The sequence below is a fragment of the Variovorax sp. W1I1 genome (genome assembly GCF_030815625.1).
Lineage (GTDB): Bacteria > Pseudomonadota > Gammaproteobacteria > Burkholderiales > Burkholderiaceae_C > Variovorax > Variovorax paradoxus_C.
In genome coordinates this window covers 6,944,219-6,961,611 of the sequence record NZ_JAUSWZ010000001.1, presented here as the reverse complement: position 1 = coordinate 6,961,611, position 17,393 = coordinate 6,944,219, and the positions used below count along the sequence as shown (strand labels likewise).

Below are 17,393 nucleotides of genomic sequence, written 5' to 3'. Positions count from 1 at the left end.
TGGTGCCTTGATCCCATGGGGCTACCAGGACTTGTACGCAGTTCCATCCAAGGCATTTCCGGCTGCCCCGCTGTGCACGTCGTGAACGACCTTCTTGCCACCTTCTTCCTCGCGAACAGAAGCGATCCAGGAATCCCGGCGTTCTGTCACGGGATCCATCGGCAGCAGCCTCAAGTAGCGCTGGGCGACCAAGTCGGTAAGTTTCTCCGGATACACCCCTTTGTCACTGTAGTACTGGTCGAGTGCGATGCGCAGCCCCACCAGGTTCTCCTTCAGTGCAGCCTCTTTCGCGACATCGACCTTGTGGATGTACCGTGGAACCACGATGCTGAGCAATGCCGAGACGATGGCCATGACCACCAGCAACTCGATCAGTGTGAATCCGCGTCTCTTTTTCAACTTGCTCACCATTGCGTATAGGGCAGGCCATTGAGACCGGTTCGCCTGCTGAGCGAATAGATGTCGTACACATCGTCTCCTTCTTTGGGGCGATCGGCTTCGCTTGCATAGGCCCGCTTGCCCCAGGTGGCGGCTGGCGCGAGCTTTATGTCCGCATTCATCGGATCGCGCGGCACACGGCGCAAAAAGAAGATCTTCCGATGCGCCGGATCCTTCAAATCAGGCTCCCCTTCTACCAGGACATCCAGCGTCGCGGGATAGCCGGTCGTCGTCGCCGAACGATAGATCCGCCCCTCGTCGCCCGCACGCTTGTAGGCATCGATCGCCCCTCGGATCTCACGAAGTGCCACACGCAGGTCCTGCTCTCTCCCACGCTGGATTGCCATCTCCGTGAGCGGCACAATGACGGACGCCAGAATGCCCACCAGCACCACGGTGACCATCATCTCGATCAGCGTGAACCCGCGGGCCTTCTTCATCGGTGTACTGTGAACTGCTTGGGCAAGGTAACTGCAGCAGGGAGGTCGGCGCCGTCTGCACCCTTCACTCGAAGATTTTGGACAGAAACGCTGATCGGTGACGCCGGCATCTTGGCGGCCTTCATTGCGATCACAGCGACCACCGGGCCCGGTTGTGTCCGCTTTCCTGCACTCACATGGATGATCTGTCCCGCTTGCGCGGTTTGCACCTGCGCACCCTCTGCATCTTTGGCAGGCTGCGTCAGTTCTACGCCCGGCTGGTCCATGACCAGGTCGAACTCGATCGACTCGTAGGGCATCGCGTAGTTGACGGTGAGATTGAAATTGGCCGCCAGTTGCACGCGATCGGGAACGCGCAAGTCCACGACAGGAATCGCTGGAACGATGGGCAAGCCGCCGGCGAATGAAGTAGCCTTCGCTCCAGCAAGCATTCCCTCGGGCGTTCCGGATACACCAGGACTCTGGGTCAATTGCGCGTCGCTACCGCTGTACTGACCGCTGGGCGTCAATCGCATGGGCCGGACGGAGGCGTTGTCCGCGGTACCAGATGGAAATTCGACGACATAGGCAGGCGGCGTCGGCATGGCACGCACGATCCGCGGCGTGATCAACAGGACGATCTCGGAGCGCCCGCTGGTGTTGGTCTGATTCGAGAACAGGCGACCGACACCCGGTACGGTCCCTAGGCCCGGAATGCCAGCCGAGTTGGTGTTCTGCTCATCCTTGAGCAAGCCTGCCAACACTTGCGTCTCGCCGTCGCGCAAGCGCAGCATGGTGCTGGCGTTGCGCGTCCCGATCTGGTAGGCAAGCAGACCGGTCGTCGAGCGAACCTCTTTGACCACGTTGCTGACTTCCAGGTCGATGGCAATCGTCACCTCGCCGTTGATGTGAATCTCGGGAACAACCTCCAGCTTCAGCCCCACGTCCAGGTAATTGACCGACTCCATCGATGCACTAGAGGTCTGGTTCGTGGTGGTGGTGATCACCGGCACTTTGTCGCCGATCAGGACCTTGGCTTTCTGTCTGTTGGTGACGCGAATGCGGGGATTGGCCAGCGTTTTCGCATCGGTGCTCGTCTGCTTCAGGTTCAGAACCAACAGCGGGTCGGGCAAGAACAGCTGAAAGTTGTCCCTGTTGAGGTTTCTGATTTCATTGACCGACAACTGTCCAGCCAGCCCGGCCTTGCCCAAGACACTGGCGCTCAGGCGGTCCGGGTACTGAATGCCTGCATTGAGCAAGCCATTGGAGTTGACCTCCAGGATCTCGACTTCCAACAGCACCTCGGGATCGGCGATGTCGTAGGAGGCGACCAGTCGTTCGACGGCCGCAATGACGTCGAGGTTGTCTCGCACCACCATCATTTTGAAGCGGTCGTCGACATACATGGACTTTGGCGAGATCAGCGCCTTGACCATCTCCTGCATCCTCTTGGGGTCCGCATTCTTCAGGTAGAAGGTACGCATCGTCAGGTCTTCGTAGCGCCTCTTCTTCTCGTCGGTGTCGGCGTAGATCAACAAGGTCGACTCGTTCAAGATTTTCTTGTTGAGCTGACTGGTTCGCAGCACAAGGTTCAACGCATCCTCAACGGATGTGTTCTTCGCGAAGATGGTGGTCTTGATGTCGCTCTTGACGTCCTTGTCGAGGACGAAGTTGACGCCCGATGTGCGCGACAGGATTTCCAGCGCCGTCTGGATACCGACGTCTCTGAGCTCCAGCGTGACGGGCTTCTTGAGAGCGTCGGACAGGACGGGGTCAGAGGTGAGGCCACGGTTTCTCGCGAGCTCGATGCCCTGCAGGAGCCTCTGGGCCTCGGGCTGTGAAGTATTTTCCGCAAGCACCGCCGATAGGGATCGGGCAGCACCAGCCGTATCGCCATTCTTCAGGGACTGGCTCGCCTGCGCCATTTGCTGGGTTTCTCGCACACCGCGCTCCAGCGCCGCCAGACCTGCGATTGCGGCCTCGTTCTGCGGGTCCAACCGCAGCATCGCGCGGTAGCCCTCTTCGGCTGCAGCCAGGCTCTCGGGTTTGCCTTCGTTTGCGAGCCGCCTGGCCTTCTGCAGCATGTCGCGCAGATGGCCATCCCGGACCTGAAGGTACCTGAGCCTGTACCCGGTGGGGTCGGTCTTGGCCAACTGCGACAACATGACCAGCGCCGCATCGGTATTGCCTTCAGCGAGCAGTTGGTCGGCACGGCGTTCTTCGAGATAGGCGGCGCACCCAGACAGGAGACCGAGCAGCAAAGGGAGAGCGGCCAATGTGGCCAGCTTCGGTATCACCGACGTCACGGAATTCTTGTTTTTCATTGCACAGCCGCGACGGGAATCGAGCGGATTTCGTTCAGGGGCAGGTAGCGTAGTTGGACCTCTGTCGCAGTGGCTTTCTCGACCCTCCACTGGGGATCGGCCAGGCCGCCGATCTCGACCACCTGGGGATCGGCCCCACGCCCCAGGAATACATAGCGGCGGCCATCCTGTTCGATGCGCCCGAGATAGACCAGCGAGGGATCGGGCGCCACAGGCTTCGGAGCCTCCACGACAGGCGCAGGTGGCGCAACAGGCGGGGCTGCTGCGGCGGCAGCATCGACGGCCCTCCGCAATTCGGCATCCGACGGCTTCCACTCCTCACCCGCCAAGCGCACCCAAGGTGCCGGGGGACGGCGTGCGTCAGCCGTCTGGGTCGGTGCGTCACGCTCGGGGCCAACGTCGGCCACAGACGCATCCAGCGCCTCGGGTTTGAGCAATGCGATGGCCGTCAGAGTCGCCGTCATCAGCAGTGCGGCCTGCAGCGGCTTGGAAAGAGAAGGCGATTTCAAGATGCACCACCTGTTGCTGCAGTTCGATAGTAGAGACTGGCTTCGACCCGAACATTGAGCCTCGCGGCCAAGCCAACCTGTCCGGGCACTCGCTCCACGGTCACCCGGTCGATGCTCAGGTTGGGCATGGCCACGAGCATGTTGTGCAGGAACTTGCGATAGGCCGCGTACTCTGCCTGCACCGTGAGTTGCATTGTCATCCGGCGACCAGGCAGATGTTCCAGGTTGCTGTGACCATATTCCACACGCGACAACGCCACACCGCTTTCGCCGGCGAGGCTGTGAAGCGTCTGCAGTTGTTGCTCGCGCATGCCCACGGAGGGCAAAAATGCCAGGAAGTCGGTGACGAATCCTGCGCTCCCCTGTCCAGAGCCGGTGCCAATCGACGAAGTATCGAGGGTGATCGCGGCTTGGTCACGTGTGACTGTCGCCACGCTAGCCTGAAGTGCACGCACCTCCTGGTGCAGCGGGCGATTCACCCAAAACACAAGACCCAGTGCAAAACCGACAACCGCAATGGCCAAAAACTCCGGCCAGGCTGCTCCCTCCCAGGCCAGGCGCGCTGTCCAGCGTGCGCGCGCAAGTGCATCGTTCAAGCTCATGCTTCGCGCACTCACGGTCGCCTCCACTCTGCAGTCAATTGGAAGACGACTGGCTTGCCGTCGGGCGCCGCGTTGTCGGATTGCTTGGCCTCGGACAGAGGTTCGACCGCTCGCCACAAGGCATCTCCTTGCAGACGCTGAACGAACTCGACGAAAGCCTGACTGCTGTCGGCCTGCCCGGATATGCGCAACTTGAAGGCGTCCGTGTCCGGCTGCACGCGGTTGACGATCACGTCGTCCCTGAGGGATGCCTGCAAAGCATTCAGCATCGGTTCCCAAGGTCGCTGCAAGCCGGCGACCAAACGATCCGCTTCGATCACAGCCTCCGGTCGTACCAGGGCCGGACGTGATGGCGGGGTACCGGCCGTTGGTCGTTGCACAGCTTCGATCCGCGATACCGCAAGCGCTCGCCGCTCAAGCAGGTGATGCCGATGCCACAGCGCCGCGATGCTGCCCATCACGCCGAGCGCCAAGCACACGATGGTCACCGTTCGCCACGGTGACCTGGGCGCGAAGTCCAGCCCTAGCGTTGATCCTCTCGCCATCAAAACACTCCGCACAGAGCGAACGCGTAGGCTGCGTCCTGTGTCGACAGGAACCCGTCGCCATCCGCCAACGCAAGTGCAGTATCCGCGGATAGGTAGCCCAGAGGCCTGACAGGGAAGACGCGCGAACTGCCGCCAGGCTCATGTGCCGATGATGCGTCATCTTGATGCCCCGCGTCGAAGGGCCGGAACAGGATATCGGTCATCTGGCCCTTGGCATGCCGAACGACGATCTGCCGGTCGCCATCGACCATATGCACAACGCCGCATTCCTTTTGGATCACGGCATGAAAGCGATCCCATACCGTGGCAAGACTGGGCGCGACGCTGCTGAGTCGAATCTTGCAGGCATCGGCGTGTGACTGGAGTTCGGTCAACAGTGCGTGAGAGATGAACGCAGCCAGTTGCGTGCCTCCGTACGCCGCCTTGGCAAAGCGAACGTCATAGAGATTCGGGTCTTGTTTGAACTGCTGCTCGAACAAGGCATTGGCGAAGGCCGACCTCAAAGCCTTGTCGGCCAGGTCGGGTGTCCATGGCAAAAGCAGATAGCGCACGTCGGCAATGCCCAATACCCATTCCTGCGATGTGCGGCGCAGAGCCGAGAGGGCCACGGTCTCCGTCTGCGTCCCTGCGGCCATCCATTCACGCAGCGATTGCATCGCGGCCGTTCTCTCTCCTGCGGGGAAGGGGAGTTTCACCTTGCGCACGACACGTCGGCTGCCACGTTGCGCATGCACCTCGCAGGCCATCAACGCGTCAGCCGCCAGGTGGATGCGGAACAAGGGGCTACTCCACAAAGGTGACACGGTTGATTTCCTGCAGGGTGGTTTGGCCCTGCTTCACAGCCGCCAGCGCCTCTTCGCGCATGGACGCCATGCCGTGCACACGCGCCACCTCCTTGAGCCTGGAGATGGGAGCCTGCTGCAGGATCAGTTCCCGCAGTTCGTCATTCATGACTAGGACCTCGGTCAGGGCCCTGCGGCCCTTGTAGCCAGTGCCTCGGCAATGGGCACATCCCCTGCCACGCTGGAGCGACCCGCCCGCCAGCGCGGATCGCGTCACGCCCGAAAGACGCAGCAACTCGTCATCCGGTGCGTACGGCTCGAGGCAATGCAGGCAATTGATCCGCACGAGACGCTGGGCCACCACGCCGTTCAGGGCCGTGACGAAACTGTAGGCGTCGACGCCCATGTGTCGGAAGCGACTGAGCACGTCGAAGACGTTGTTGGCATGGACCGTGGTGAAGACCAGATGCCCCGTGAGCGCGGCCTGCACCGCGATCTCGGCGGTTTCGCGATCGCGGATTTCGCCCACGAGGATGCGGTCGGGGTCGTGGCGAAGGATGGAGCGCAGGCCCTTGGCGAAGGTCAGGCCCTTGCGCTCGTTGACGGGGATCTGCAGCACGCCCGGCAGTTGGTACTCCACTGGATCTTCGATGGTGATGATCTTGTCATCCCCATGGTTGATTTCGCTGAGCGTGGCGTAGAGCGTGGTGGTCTTGCCCGAGCCGGTCGGCCCGGTGACAAGCAACATGCCGTAGGGTTGGCTCGCGAGCCGGCGGATGGTGTCCTGCGCACGGGCTTCGATGCCCAACAGATCCAGGCTGAGCTGCGCGAGCTCGGCCGTGAGCGACTGCTTGTCCAGGATCCGAAGCACGGCGTCTTCTCCGAAGAGGCCCGGCATCACCGAGACGCGGAAGTCGATCTCGCGCCCGCCGATGTTCACGGCAAAGCGGCCATCCTGCGGGATGCGCTTTTCGCCGATGTCCAGTTCCGCCATCACCTTGACGCGGGAGATCACCTGTTCGGCCAGGCTCACATCGGGCAGCTGCCGCGCGGCGCCCAGCACGCCATCGATGCGGTACTTGATGACCAGGCCCATCGGGGTGTTCTCGAAGTGGATGTCGCTCGCGCCGTTCTTGTGGGCGTCGTAGAGGGTCGAGTTGACCAGCCGCACGACCTGGCTCTCGTCGCGGGAGATGGAGCGCAGGGAGATTTCTTCGCTCTCGCCGCCGGTGCCCTGTAGCGCAACCGCCTGCTCCAGGCGTATGACTTGCGAGATCGCTTGCTGGTGCGCCTCCAGGCGTGAGAGCATCGCCTTGAGTTCGAGGGGGTGGGAGAAGGCCAACCGGAAGTAGCCTTCGATCCTGTGGGTAGCCCAGGTGTAGAGGGCATCGTCGAGCGGATTGCTGCTCACGAAGTGGCGCATGCCCTGCTCGTCGGCAGCAACCAGGCATTCACGCTCCAGGCACTCGCCGTAGCTCACGAACGAGAAGTCCGGTGTCATCGCCTCCAGTTCGGCCAAGGTCAACGCCGGGAGCCCACTGCGTTGCGCTGTTGCCCACAGCACCTCATCGGGTGTCCGCTGACTCAGGCGTTGCAGCGTCACCAGCATCGGTTCACCCTGCGTCGTGGCTTCGACTGCGGCTTCTTTCAGCAATGCCGTAGTCAGCCAATCGAGGGCGGGGGGTTCGTCAACGTGCGCAACGTTCTCGGCATTCATCCGAGGCTCCCCGCGAGCTCGAAGATGGGCAGATACAACATGACCACGATGCCACCGATGGCCAGGCCGATGACCAGCATCAGCACCGGCTCGAAGAGCTTGGCGAAACGGTCGATCCAATGCGCGATTTCCTTATCATGAAAGGCAGCTGCTTGTTCGAGCATCTCGGCCATCTGCCCGTTGCGTTCGCCCGCGCGGAGCAGGCGCAGCGCGACAGGGGTGGTCAATGCGGCGGTCTGCAGGCTGTCGCTCAGGCTTCGGCCCTGGGTGACCTCCAGCGTCGCCGACAGGGCGGCGGGTTGCAGGCGAACGGGAAGCAGGCCCTGCGCCATGTGCATGGCCTTGACGACAGGGATGCCACCGCCCAGCAGGAGGCCGAGCGAGCGATAGAAGCGCGAGAGCTGCATCAGCTTGATTCGCCCGCCGATCCAGCGGCTGGTTTGCAGTGCAGCGCCGATGCGGGCCTGTGCGCTCGGGCGGGTCAGCATGAGGGGCAACGCCACGGCCGCGGCAACCAGCAGGCTTGCGATAAGCACCCAGTGCTCACTGGCGAAGAGGCCCCATTGCATGAGCCAGCGCGATGCGAGGGGCAGCTTGTCTTCCATGCCTTCGTAGACGCGGCTGAAGCGTGGGACCAGGAAGCACAGCAGGAACAGCGCAACGGCGGCACCGACCGCGCAAAGCATGGCTGGGTACAGGGAGGCGCTGATGATCTTCTGGCGGATGACACCCAGTTGCTCGTGGTAGCGCAGGTAGCGCTGCAGGGCGGGCACGATTTCGCCAGTCTGCTCGCTCGCGGCGATGGAGGCGATGAAGAGTTCGGGGAAGATGGCTGGGAAGGTCCTGAGCGCGCTGGAGAAGGATTGGCCCTCCTGCATGCGACGCACGAGGTCATTCAAGACGGAGCCTGCACGCGTGGTGCCTTCCTGGCGTTCGGAAAGGGTTTCGAGGGTTTCGATGAGAGACAGGCCGGCGCTGAGCAGCGCGACGAGTTCGTGGGCGAAGAGGGCGAGGTCGAAGCGGGCGCTGGCAGAGGTGAAAAGCGCGGGGCGCAGGAACTGGTCGCCCTGGATGTCCAGGACACGCAGACCGCCTTGGCGTGCGGACTGCTCAGCTTCCGCTCGGCTGCCGGCGTTGATCGACCGCAATTGCAGTTCGCCTTGGGCGGTCACGCCGCGCACCTTGAAAGTGGCCATGCGGAAAATGGGCAGACAGGCGCCTCAGCGCCCGATGTCCGCGTTGTCGCCGGTCCCGCCCGGGGCTTTGTCGGCGCCGAAAGAGTACAGGTCGAAGTCGTCGAGCTGCTTGCTGCCGGGGTATTTGTACTGGTAAGGCAGGCCCCACGGATCGAGCGGAACGTCCTTGCGCAGGTAGGGGCCACGCCAGCGCGACTCGCTGGGAACGGGGGTGACCAGGACCACCAGGCCCTCCTGGCTATTGGGGTAGCGGCCGACATCGAGGCGGAATTGATCGAGGGCTTTGCTCAGGATGTCGATCTGGGCTTTGGCTGTGGTGACTTCAGATTTACTAACGTTGCCGAACAAACGTGGGCCCACGATGCCAACGAGCAGGCCAATGATGACCAAGACAACTAGAAGCTCCAGCAAAGTGAATCCATCGATCCTCCATCTCCACGCCACGGGCGGGTTTTTGAGCCTGCTTGATTTTCCCATATATTTTTTGAGTTTGGAAAATAGAAGCCGTAGATCAATGTCGAATTCTTCATTGACCCTTCGTGCTTAAGATACACCCTTCAATCATATTTGCGTACATTCCGTTTCCATTTACAATTTGACAAAATTTTCGAGCAAAACCGTTCAACTCCTTTGAGTTGGCCTCGGCTTGCCCAAGGATTTCTTGAAAATTATCTGCTCGATACATAACAAAATCTTCGGTCTCCAGATTTTTTTTATAAACCCTCACCGAAAGATTATTTTTTCCAAATTCTCCTTTCCCAGGGAGCAAGGAGGCTTCAAGTCTTAGGAAATCGATCGGCTTGACGGAGGTTAGTCCAGCCACAGCATGGGGAAATTTTTTTTCCACTCGCTCAAAACTCAATTCCATGGAATTGCATTGAGACGAAATTTTCGAGGGCGCATAGATTTCCAACTCGTCGCCAATTTCCTTTTTTCTCAGCAAGATTGGTCCAACACCAAGCATTTTCGTTTCAAGGAAAAATAACTCTCCTCGCCATCTCCCAACGTATGAGCCAGCATTTCGGACGCTCTGATCGTAAATCAAAATTACACACTTGAATTCATCGACCTTGACTTCGTTCGAAATTTTCCCAATTTCTTGAGCGCATACATTCGAGATAACTGCAAAAATCGCAGCGAACAATGAATATTTAAATATCCTTAAAATAATCATATGCAATCACCAACGCGAATAAAAGGGCGGCGGAGAATTGAATCTAAACGGATTTAGCAGAGAGGAAGGCCCCGCCAAATTACGAAGATCTGGCGCATTCTCTGCGCGAGTAGCTGGAATTGGTCCTGCCGGAGAGGGAATCAGGCCCGTCCCACCCAAGAAAGAATAAACCGCGCCGTTTGTCAACCCCAGAACCCCCATTCCTGTGGGTAGAACTGCTGCCGACCCATAGTCAGTGGGCGAGGGAGCTTGAACACTTCCTGTTGAGGGCGGAGGATGGGAGTGCACCATTTCAATAGTCCCATGAGCGCTCGCCGGGATTTGCGACATTAGTGAATTAAAAGCTGCAGCAGATACCGCAAACGCACTTCCTACCACTGGCGGCGCGTATCGAAAGCCGCCTTCGTTTTCGTATGTATAAGTGCCGTACTCTCTATTTCCGTAGTCATACAATGTCCGAGCCGCGACGTCCCGTCCAGCGGCAATGCTCGCAGCCTCCCTAGTCGGATATGACACAGATGCGAGTCCCGTTGGATCAACTCGATTTACCGCGTTATTCCCAACATATGCATATAGATTTTGGTCGTCCTTATAACCAATAGGGTCTGTCTGCAGGAATCTCCCCAGCTTAGGTGAGTAGAACCGAGCCTTATAGTAGTAGAGACCTAGCTCTCCAATCAGTTGCTGGCCCGTGTAGCGGAACCGCAGTCCCGTCGTCACGTTGGGCTCACCAAACGGCCCATAGGTGTAGGTTGCAGTGCTCGCCCCAGTGCCATTCGCAGTTGCGACGATGCTGCTCAGATGGTCCGCATACAGCCAGTTCTTGGCCGTGGCCGTTGCGCCCTCGTACCAGACGATGGGTTCATCGACGCCAGGTCCGTGCACGTATTTGCGCAGCACCGCCGTGCCTGCCGCGTTGTACTCCGCCACTAAGGCCGCGCCGTCGTACAGCAGGTTCGTCCCCACCGCGCCGATGGTCGTCAGCCGCAGGCGCCCTTCCGCGTCATAGCTCAGCGCTGCACTTACCGCAGGCGCGACGGTCTTGCTTGCCGTCTTCAGCCGGTTGTCCAGGTCATAGCCATAGGTCCACGTGCCGTCGGTTGTGAGATTGCCGTTGGTGTCGTAGCCGATGGCCGCGCCCGCCACCGCCGTGTATCGGTTCAGCCCGTTGGCCGTGTAGCTTTGCGTGCCCGGCGCCGCTCCCGTCCACTGATAGATGTTGTTGCTCCAGGTCACGCTCTTGAGCTCGCGGATCTGGTTGCGCACGTAGGTGTATTGAACTTCCTGCGCCGTGGAGGACAGGAAGTTCTTCAGCGTGGCCATCGCGCCCTGGGCATCGTAAGTGCGCTGCACGGTAGTGCTGTTGCCCAGCGTGACCGTCGTGCGCCGGCCCAGATCGTCATAGGCATAGCTGGCCAAATTGACAGTGTCGTTCTCCTTGATGACGCCTGGGCGGTTCAGCGCGTCATAGCTGGTCGTCGTGAAGAATGCATCGGGCCAGGTGGTGCGAATGCGGTTGCCAGCCAGGTCGTACTGGTAGGACAGCGTCTTGCCACCCGCAGTCGTGCTCAATTGGCGCCCGGCGTTGTCCCATGCATAGGTGATGGCATGGCTACCATTGGCAAACTGCGCCGAGGTGCGCAAACCGCGCAGGTCGTAGCCGAACGTCACGTTGTCGGCCACCGCTGGATAGGTACGCGCCGTCAACCGATTGAGGTTGTCCCAGGTCTGGGTGATCGTCTGGGTGCTGCGCTTGCGAAGCACCGTGAAGTTGTCGTTGGGATCGTAAGAGTTCTCTTCATAGTCGTCCGCGTTGCCCCAGCCCGGGTTATCGGGCAGCGGGTAATAAGTTCTGGCCAAGCGGTCGAAGCCATCGTACTGATAGACCGTCAGATTGTTTTTGGCATCCCGGCTGGAATCGACATTGCCGTTCGGGGTGTACGCGTATTCGACGTAGTTCTGCGCGATGGCTGTGCCCACCGCCTTCTTGACGATCTTGACTGTGTCGTCGTTGTTGTAGACCGTCTCGGTGACGCGATCGCCTCCATCGGCCGCAGGCACATACTGCGTCACTCGGAAGGCGCGGTCCAGATCGTCGTAGGCGGTGTCGGTGATGGGCACCGGCGCGGCTTCTGCCGGACAGGTGCTGGCTGCCGCCGTCAGGCCCGGCCCCCAGGCGCGCGTGACCTTGCCCGTCTCGCTGTAGCGGCTGCAACTGACCAGCCATTGCGTTCCGATCTGAGCCGCCGTGATAGTGGGACGTCCATCCTTGTCGTAAGTTGTTTTGGTCAGCTTACCCGCGGCATCAGTGACCTGAATAGCACGTCGCTCCGTGTCATAGGCCGTAGTGACTGTATCGGTAACGTCAGTACGCGGACCATTGGCCACCGTCAGGTTGCCGATGGCATCGTAAGTGAAGGTCGTTGTGAGGTTGAGCTTGCCGGTGCCGGAGTCGACCACACTGGTGGCGGGCACGTACTTGTTGGCTGCATCGTAGGTTGTAGCGGTCACCACCGAGTTGGTCGATGTGGTCTTTGCCGTCTGCGTAGCTGGCAGATAGAAAGTGGTGAAACCGCTGGGTGTGTAGGCCACGTAGGTGTAGCTGGTCTGTGGCGCAACACCTGCAGCATCCACCGGAGACGTAACGGTCAGCGGCAGGCCCTGCGCGGTGTACGTATAGCTGGTGACCTTGCCGCGTGCATCGGTCGCCGTGGCCACCTTATTGAAGGAGCTCTCGTAAGTGAAGCTCTGGACCCGATTCGCAAGACTCGATCCGGGTTTGCCGACGCTTGTGGTTGTTTTAACGTTGTGCGTGCAGATTTTGTCCACACCTGCACAAGAAGCATCATCGTAGGCGTACTGAATGACGTTGAGTTCGGGCAACTGCTTGCTGATCAAGCGAGACTGACCGTCGTAAGTGTTGATCGTCCAGTTGCCAATCGGTGTGCTGGACTGGATGGTATTGCCCTGGGCGTCGATGTAGTTGGTTCTTGCAACTCCACCCGGCCCGATCTCTTCGGTGCGGAAGCCGGCAAAGTAGTAGTCGTAGAGTTTGCCGCGCGCATTGGTCTGGGTCTGCACCCGGCCCAGACTGTCGTAGACATTGGTCGCTGCCGCCACTGTCGGGAAGCTCGGATAGAAGAGCTTCGTCATCTGCCCTGGGAGAGCATATGTGTAGGTCGTGTTCTGGTTCAGGCTGTCAGTGAAGGTCGTCAGATTCGATGTAGAGGCATCGTATGCATACTTGACAACGCGCGTGCCGTCGCTCACCTGGGTGATCTTCCCACTCGTATTCGTGAAGGTCAGCGTACGCCCAAGACTATTGGTTATGCTGGTGAGATCGGCTCCCGTGTAAGCGTATTTGGCCTGTAGCCCGCTTGGATCAGAAAAGCTCTCGGCCTTGCCCGCCGTGTTGAACTTCAAGACCGAACGGTTCACTGCCTGGTAGCTATAGGTGCTATCCGCGTTCTTGATCAACTTCACTGCTTTGCCCGGCGGCGGGTTGTATGAGCCATCGGGCAATTTGACGAAGACTTCGCCGTTGAGGCCTTGCGTAACGATGACGGTGTTGTCGATCAACTGATCGCCAAACCAACGCTGGCCAAGGGTTGCCGCCACCAGATTGGCAATAGGTCGCGCGGGGTTCAACAGCAGGTCAAAGGACGCCTTTTGCTCGACCAATGTGCCGACCGCGTCTAGCGCGGAGTCCTCTCCCATGGCCTGGAAACCATCCGAGCTCACAGCGGCAGTGGCATCGAAGTTGTGCGTCCAGCCCTTGCCCATAGACCCGCTCTTGTTGCGCATGCCGGAACTGTAGAGGCGCTTAAAGGAGAGACTCTGCGGGAAGCTTCCCACTCCCACATTGATATCTTCGTGGTCGTAAAGAAAGTTGCCGGCCACCATGTCGACCGGATCGCCATACACGGAACCCGAGTAGTTCACGATGGACGGCGTCGATGGCATGTTGAAGCCAACGTTGTAGTTCGTGAATACCGGCGCCTGTGGCACTACACCGTAACCTCCCGACAGACCGTCGCTGATGATCGACCCGAGATAGAGGCCGGAGCCGACCGTGAAGTACCCCGCGCCGTGCCAGCTTCCCTCCCCGTTGTCGCATCGGGCTGGCAGAATCAATCTCAGTCCAGAGGACAAGTAACTGTTGAAATTCCCCAGGTGCGCACTGCATCCCACCAAGTTGGGTTGCACGGCGCTCGCATAGTTGGCCGACGTGGCGTTGTAGATGCGCTGCCCGGCAGCCGATGCGATGTCAACGAGCTTGACCGTCGACACCGCTGAAACTCCCGTCGTCTGCTGGACGGCGGTCGACTCCAAGATGCTTAGATGCATGCCCCAGTTGGCAAAAGCGGCGCTTTCCTTGTCGGCATTGCCTGCCAAATTTGTGACTGCCAGGACGTTGCTGGGCAGATCAACGTAGGCGTTGTTGTAATAGCCCACGATACCCACCTGATGCTGGTGCAGAAACACCGTATCAGCGATTCTCTCGCTCACGTAGCCCGCTTGCGTGTTCTGTGCAATCCACTGCGCACCGATGACTGCCAACGTCGAACCGAGCAGCGACTCAGACGAGTCGGCGGCGCCACTAGCGCGCAGGTCGGCCTGGATGCGTCGATAGTTTTCCGCAGGACCACGACCAGCCGCACCCCAGCCGTTGGCGATGAGATAGGTCGTGCCACTCGTGGCATCGCCGGCTCTGATTTGCTGCGTAAAACTATGGTTCGCCCATGTCGACGTATACGCGTTATGGGTCACCGTGAAAGTGATCGGCTTATTTGTGCCCAAAGGAGCCGCCAGCCCCACAGATCCAACCAGGACGCCGTCCAACTTGAGCGCGGCACCGTTAGCACCGAATTGCTGATTGAAGCTGATCGTCAATCTTTTGCCATAGATGGCGTCGGAAGTGAAAGTCTGGTCGATGCCCTGGTACTGAACGCGTAGGGTGATCTTGTAATTGTTGGGGATATCGGTCCATTCCTCCGTGCCCCATCCTGTGTTCTGCCGCGGCAATGCCGTATCGCGAAGTGCGCCGTAGAACGGCACGATGGTCTTGCCACCGACCACATCGTCCAGCGTGGCCGCGGGTTTGTTGGCGCGCAGGTAGGTCGCCAGATTGTTGGCGTAGGTCGTCAGGTTGTTGCGGATGTTCGTGCGACTGATGTTCTGCACATAGTCCGCGGTGACCGTTGCACCGCTTTGCGCAGAGCTAAGGTACGTCGCCGCGTTGTAGCCGGTGGTCGTGGCGCTTGCGAGATCAATCCCCGTCTTGAAAGTGTGCGGCTTGTAACTGGGATCGAAGTAGTAGGTCGTCCCGTTGATACTTGTCTTGACCCAGATGTGTTCAAACGAGACGTCAGTCAGTGCGGCGGACAGCCCTGGGCAGTTGCCAGCACTAGTAGCATTGATCTGATAGATCGGGATTTGAGCTTGGCCGAACAATCCAAGCACCCCACACACATTTGAGGTGTCGATTCCCCACCATTCATTCAACTCCGCAGCACTGACCTTGACGATGCCGCGTACATAGCTGGCGGTGAAGCCCGAGGCACGCAGGAGCTCGACCATCAGAGTGGCTTGGTCGTGCGCGGATCCTTGATTGTCGAGCAGCGTGCCGAAGCCCCCCTTTTGCACACCAAAGGTCGGGTAGTACTCGATGTTGTTACGGACGTACTGATAGATCAGGTCCGGGTGATAGCGCAGAGACCGTGCGAGCTCTCCAACCGATGCAGGGCCCAGCGGGTTGGCATCCCCGCCGATGCGCGATGCCGAGGCCGTCGACGAGGCCGCTGTTTTCGATTTCGTGTCGACCGGCTTGACGGTCTTTGTGACCGTGGACACACCCTGGTTGAGGTTCGCAGGGAAAACTCGCGTCTTGAGGATCCGCTGCGCTTCTTCAAAGCTCACCGGCGGCATGTTGGCGCGAATGGTGCCAGGTGCAGGAGCGAACTGCTTGTCGCTTGCAGTGGCACTTCTCGTGGTACTCCCGGCCGGACTGGCCTGCCGCTGGATGGGGTCGCTCGCACTGGGCAAGTCCCATGGCGGGTACTTGATCGCCGGTTGACCACTGGCGAATGTCACGGGACTGCCGCCTGCAGGAGCACTCCTTGCGCTCGACGTCACGGCTCCCTTTGAAAGGGCGGTAGGAACACCCAAGCGGATCCTTTGACCCACCGATTCGTCTGCCGCTTTACGCGGCAGTCCGCTCTGAATCTGCGCGGCCGAGGCGAGCCCGCCTGCAATCAGTCCGATGCAAACCCCAGCAATCAACGTTCGTGTTGTCTTGAACATGAGCACTCCCTCGATGGTTCGATTTCTTACTTGCGCGCGACATCAACCCGCATCGCCCGGCATGGGTGATACGAGGTACAGACTCGCGGGAGGACTACGGCGAAGTGGTTGCCACCGACGTTCGATTGCCTGCAGCGTCGTAGCTGTAGCTGATCGTTGTGGTGGTTGTGCCGTTGTTGTAGATGACTGTCGCCAGCCGACCTAAAGCGTCATAGGTGTAGCTCACGGAACCTGCGATTGCGGCAAATCCCGCAAGGGCCAGCAAGCCTGCGCATATCCCTCGAGCAGCGACTGTGCGTCGTGCACGCGAACGCTGGCGCGTCGGCCCAACACTCAAATCATTCATGATCTCTCCACTCCTCAGTGCAAAGCAGCCTGCGCGATGGAGCCACAGGCTTGAGCTATGTGCGGACTCCACCTTTCGGTTAAGGCTGGCCGCCAATATTTTTGTGAATCAACTTTACTGAAGTTCACAGATGCTGCGGGAGAAAAGGAACGAAATAAAAACCCTGATAGACGAAAGAACTCATTCGAGAGTGAGCTACTCGGGTTTTAAAACTTAGCGGGCCGGTGCAGTGCCGTCGGTCGCACGAAAGCGGTGCGCGACCATCCATGCGTGCAGCGCATCAGCGACCCGACGAGTTCGAGATCAACCGGTCCAGCAAGCTGGTTTAGATCTGACTTCCCAGTGGTTCAGTCGCAAGGGCGCACCGCAATCCAGGGGCAAGATCGGCGGAATCCAACACTCGAGGGAGATAGAGCAGCATGAACCATATCGGCCTCAGAATTACCAAGGTTTTTTATTCCGGGATAAGAGTCATCTGTCTGCCGAGGTCCAGGCGGTACCACGTCAGCGCCGGAGAATCTATTTGAATTTCGCCGACATTCTTCCAATCTGAAGTTGCAAGCTCGATTCCGACATCCTTGGGCTTGGAGCCCGTATAAAAATAAACGGTGGAAGGGGGCGTCCAGTTCAACTCTAGCCCTGCGCAACGCACTTTCGCGTCGCTCCCGCCAAAAGCGAGCCGTCCGATACCCGCCAGTTTCTCGCGACGAGCCTCGCTCACTCCAGAGCGCTGAACCTCCGCTCGCGTGCCTGAGGGCATGACGTGCAACTCGTGCCATTCGTACTTCGCTCGGAAGGTCTCCTCTCCACTTTTCATGGAAGTGGGCGCAGATGCGTCATTACCTCGCCAGAGCTCTAAAAAGCGAATCGCGCAATATTTAGTGCCGCTGCGAACAAGTAGAAATCGCTCCGGCTTCGGGGCCACACCCAGCGCATAGACAAATGACTGCGGGGGCTCCGTCAGTATTTCTGCTGCCCAACTTGTCGCCAGTATCAGTCCAACAAGGGGGACGAGGTATTGAAGGCGGGTCATGA

14 protein-coding genes are annotated in these 17,393 nt (G+C 59.5%); all 14 read right to left on the bottom strand.

Annotated features, from left to right (window positions below):
- Positions 1-21: 21 nt before the first annotated feature.
- The 14 genes from QFZ83_RS32275 to QFZ83_RS32210 all read right to left on the bottom strand — a co-directional run bounded on the left by QFZ83_RS32275 (position 22) and on the right by QFZ83_RS32210 (position 17,391).
- Positions 22-411, bottom strand: a complete 390-nt coding sequence (locus QFZ83_RS32275; RefSeq protein ID WP_307512479.1) for a type II secretion system protein — start codon at positions 409-411, stop codon at positions 22-24.
- Positions 405-878: a type II secretion system protein gene (locus QFZ83_RS32270; RefSeq protein ID WP_307512477.1), complete on the bottom strand. Its 474-nt coding sequence runs from the start codon at positions 876-878 to the stop codon at positions 405-407. The genes QFZ83_RS32275 and QFZ83_RS32270 overlap by 7 nt, the downstream gene beginning before the upstream one ends.
- The gene (locus tag QFZ83_RS32265; protein ID WP_307512475.1) at positions 875-3,181 is read right to left on the bottom strand and encodes a hypothetical protein; all 2,307 of its coding nucleotides are present in this window, start codon (positions 3,179-3,181) and stop codon (positions 875-877) included. Before QFZ83_RS32265 ends, QFZ83_RS32270 begins: the two co-directional genes overlap by 4 nt.
- Positions 3,178-3,690: a hypothetical protein gene (locus QFZ83_RS32260; protein WP_307512473.1), complete on the bottom strand. Its 513-nt coding sequence runs from the start codon at positions 3,688-3,690 to the stop codon at positions 3,178-3,180. Before QFZ83_RS32260 ends, QFZ83_RS32265 begins: the two co-directional genes overlap by 4 nt.
- The gene (locus tag QFZ83_RS32255; protein ID WP_307512472.1) at positions 3,687-4,292 is read right to left on the bottom strand and encodes a hypothetical protein; all 606 of its coding nucleotides are present in this window, start codon (positions 4,290-4,292) and stop codon (positions 3,687-3,689) included. The genes QFZ83_RS32260 and QFZ83_RS32255 overlap by 4 nt, the downstream gene beginning before the upstream one ends.
- Before the next feature lie 11 nt (positions 4,293-4,303).
- Positions 4,304-4,750: a PilN domain-containing protein gene (locus tag QFZ83_RS32250; RefSeq protein WP_307512471.1), complete on the bottom strand. Its 447-nt coding sequence runs from the start codon at positions 4,748-4,750 to the stop codon at positions 4,304-4,306.
- 86 nt (positions 4,751-4,836) lie between these two features.
- Positions 4,837-5,619 carry a hypothetical protein gene (locus QFZ83_RS32245; RefSeq protein ID WP_307512469.1) on the bottom strand — a complete coding sequence of 261 codons (783 nt, stop codon included), beginning with the start codon at positions 5,617-5,619 and terminating at the stop codon, positions 4,837-4,839.
- A 4-nt stretch (positions 5,620-5,623) separates the two neighbouring features.
- Complete coding sequence (locus QFZ83_RS32240) at positions 5,624-7,339, bottom strand: GspE/PulE family protein (RefSeq protein ID WP_307512468.1); 1,716 nt, start codon at positions 7,337-7,339, stop codon at positions 5,624-5,626.
- Positions 7,336-8,535, bottom strand: coding sequence for a type II secretion system F family protein (locus QFZ83_RS32235; RefSeq protein ID WP_307512467.1), 1,200 nt, complete (start codon positions 8,533-8,535; stop codon positions 7,336-7,338). The genes QFZ83_RS32240 and QFZ83_RS32235 overlap by 4 nt, the downstream gene beginning before the upstream one ends.
- A 24-nt stretch (positions 8,536-8,559) precedes the next feature.
- On the bottom strand, positions 8,560-9,012 hold the full coding sequence (gene gspG / locus QFZ83_RS32230; protein ID WP_307512466.1) for a type II secretion system major pseudopilin GspG: 453 nt from the start codon (positions 9,010-9,012) through the stop codon (positions 8,560-8,562).
- Positions 9,013-9,061: 49 nt separating this feature from the next.
- Positions 9,062-9,679 carry a hypothetical protein gene (locus tag QFZ83_RS32225; protein ID WP_307512465.1) on the bottom strand — a complete coding sequence of 206 codons (618 nt, stop codon included), beginning with the start codon at positions 9,677-9,679 and terminating at the stop codon, positions 9,062-9,064.
- Positions 9,680-9,715: 36 nt separating this feature from the next.
- Positions 9,716-16,012: an RHS repeat-associated core domain-containing protein gene (locus tag QFZ83_RS32220; protein ID WP_307512463.1), complete on the bottom strand. Its 6,297-nt coding sequence runs from the start codon at positions 16,010-16,012 to the stop codon at positions 9,716-9,718.
- A gap of 94 nt (positions 16,013-16,106) precedes the next feature.
- Entirely contained in the window at positions 16,107-16,358 is a 252-nt protein-coding gene (locus tag QFZ83_RS32215) for an RHS repeat domain-containing protein (RefSeq protein ID WP_307512461.1), read from the bottom strand.
- Positions 16,359-16,812: 454 nt separating this feature from the next.
- On the bottom strand, positions 16,813-17,391 hold the full coding sequence (locus QFZ83_RS32210) for a hypothetical protein (protein WP_307512459.1): 579 nt from the start codon (positions 17,389-17,391) through the stop codon (positions 16,813-16,815).
- Positions 17,392-17,393: the final 2 nt, after the last annotated feature.

Bases quoted from the DNA above. Each gene is read 5' to 3' on its own strand.
- QFZ83_RS32255 (WP_307512472.1), bottom strand. From the start codon at position 4,292: ATGAGCTTGAACGATGCACTTGCGCGCGCACGCTGGACAGCGCGCCTG.
- QFZ83_RS32265 (WP_307512475.1), bottom strand. From the start codon at position 3,181: ATGAAAAACAAGAATTCCGTGACGTCGGTGATACCGAAGCTGGCCACA.
- QFZ83_RS32210 (WP_307512459.1), bottom strand. From the start codon at position 17,391: ATGACCCGCCTTCAATACCTCGTCCCCCTTGTTGGACTGATACTGGCG.
- QFZ83_RS32250 (WP_307512471.1), bottom strand. From the start codon at position 4,750: ATGGGCAGCATCGCGGCGCTGTGGCATCGGCATCACCTGCTTGAGCGG.
- QFZ83_RS32270 (WP_307512477.1), bottom strand. From the start codon at position 878: ATGAAGAAGGCCCGCGGGTTCACGCTGATCGAGATGATGGTCACCGTG.
- QFZ83_RS32240 (WP_307512468.1), bottom strand. From the start codon at position 7,339: ATGAATGCCGAGAACGTTGCGCACGTTGACGAACCCCCCGCCCTCGAT.
- QFZ83_RS32220 (WP_307512463.1), bottom strand. From the start codon at position 16,012: ATGTTCAAGACAACACGAACGTTGATTGCTGGGGTTTGCATCGGACTG.
- QFZ83_RS32275 (WP_307512479.1), bottom strand. From the start codon at position 411: ATGGTGAGCAAGTTGAAAAAGAGACGCGGATTCACACTGATCGAGTTG.
- gspG (WP_307512466.1), bottom strand. From the start codon at position 9,012: ATGGGAAAATCAAGCAGGCTCAAAAACCCGCCCGTGGCGTGGAGATGG.
- QFZ83_RS32215 (WP_307512461.1), bottom strand. From the start codon at position 16,358: ATGAATGATTTGAGTGTTGGGCCGACGCGCCAGCGTTCGCGTGCACGA.
- QFZ83_RS32235 (WP_307512467.1), bottom strand. From the start codon at position 8,535: ATGGCCACTTTCAAGGTGCGCGGCGTGACCGCCCAAGGCGAACTGCAA.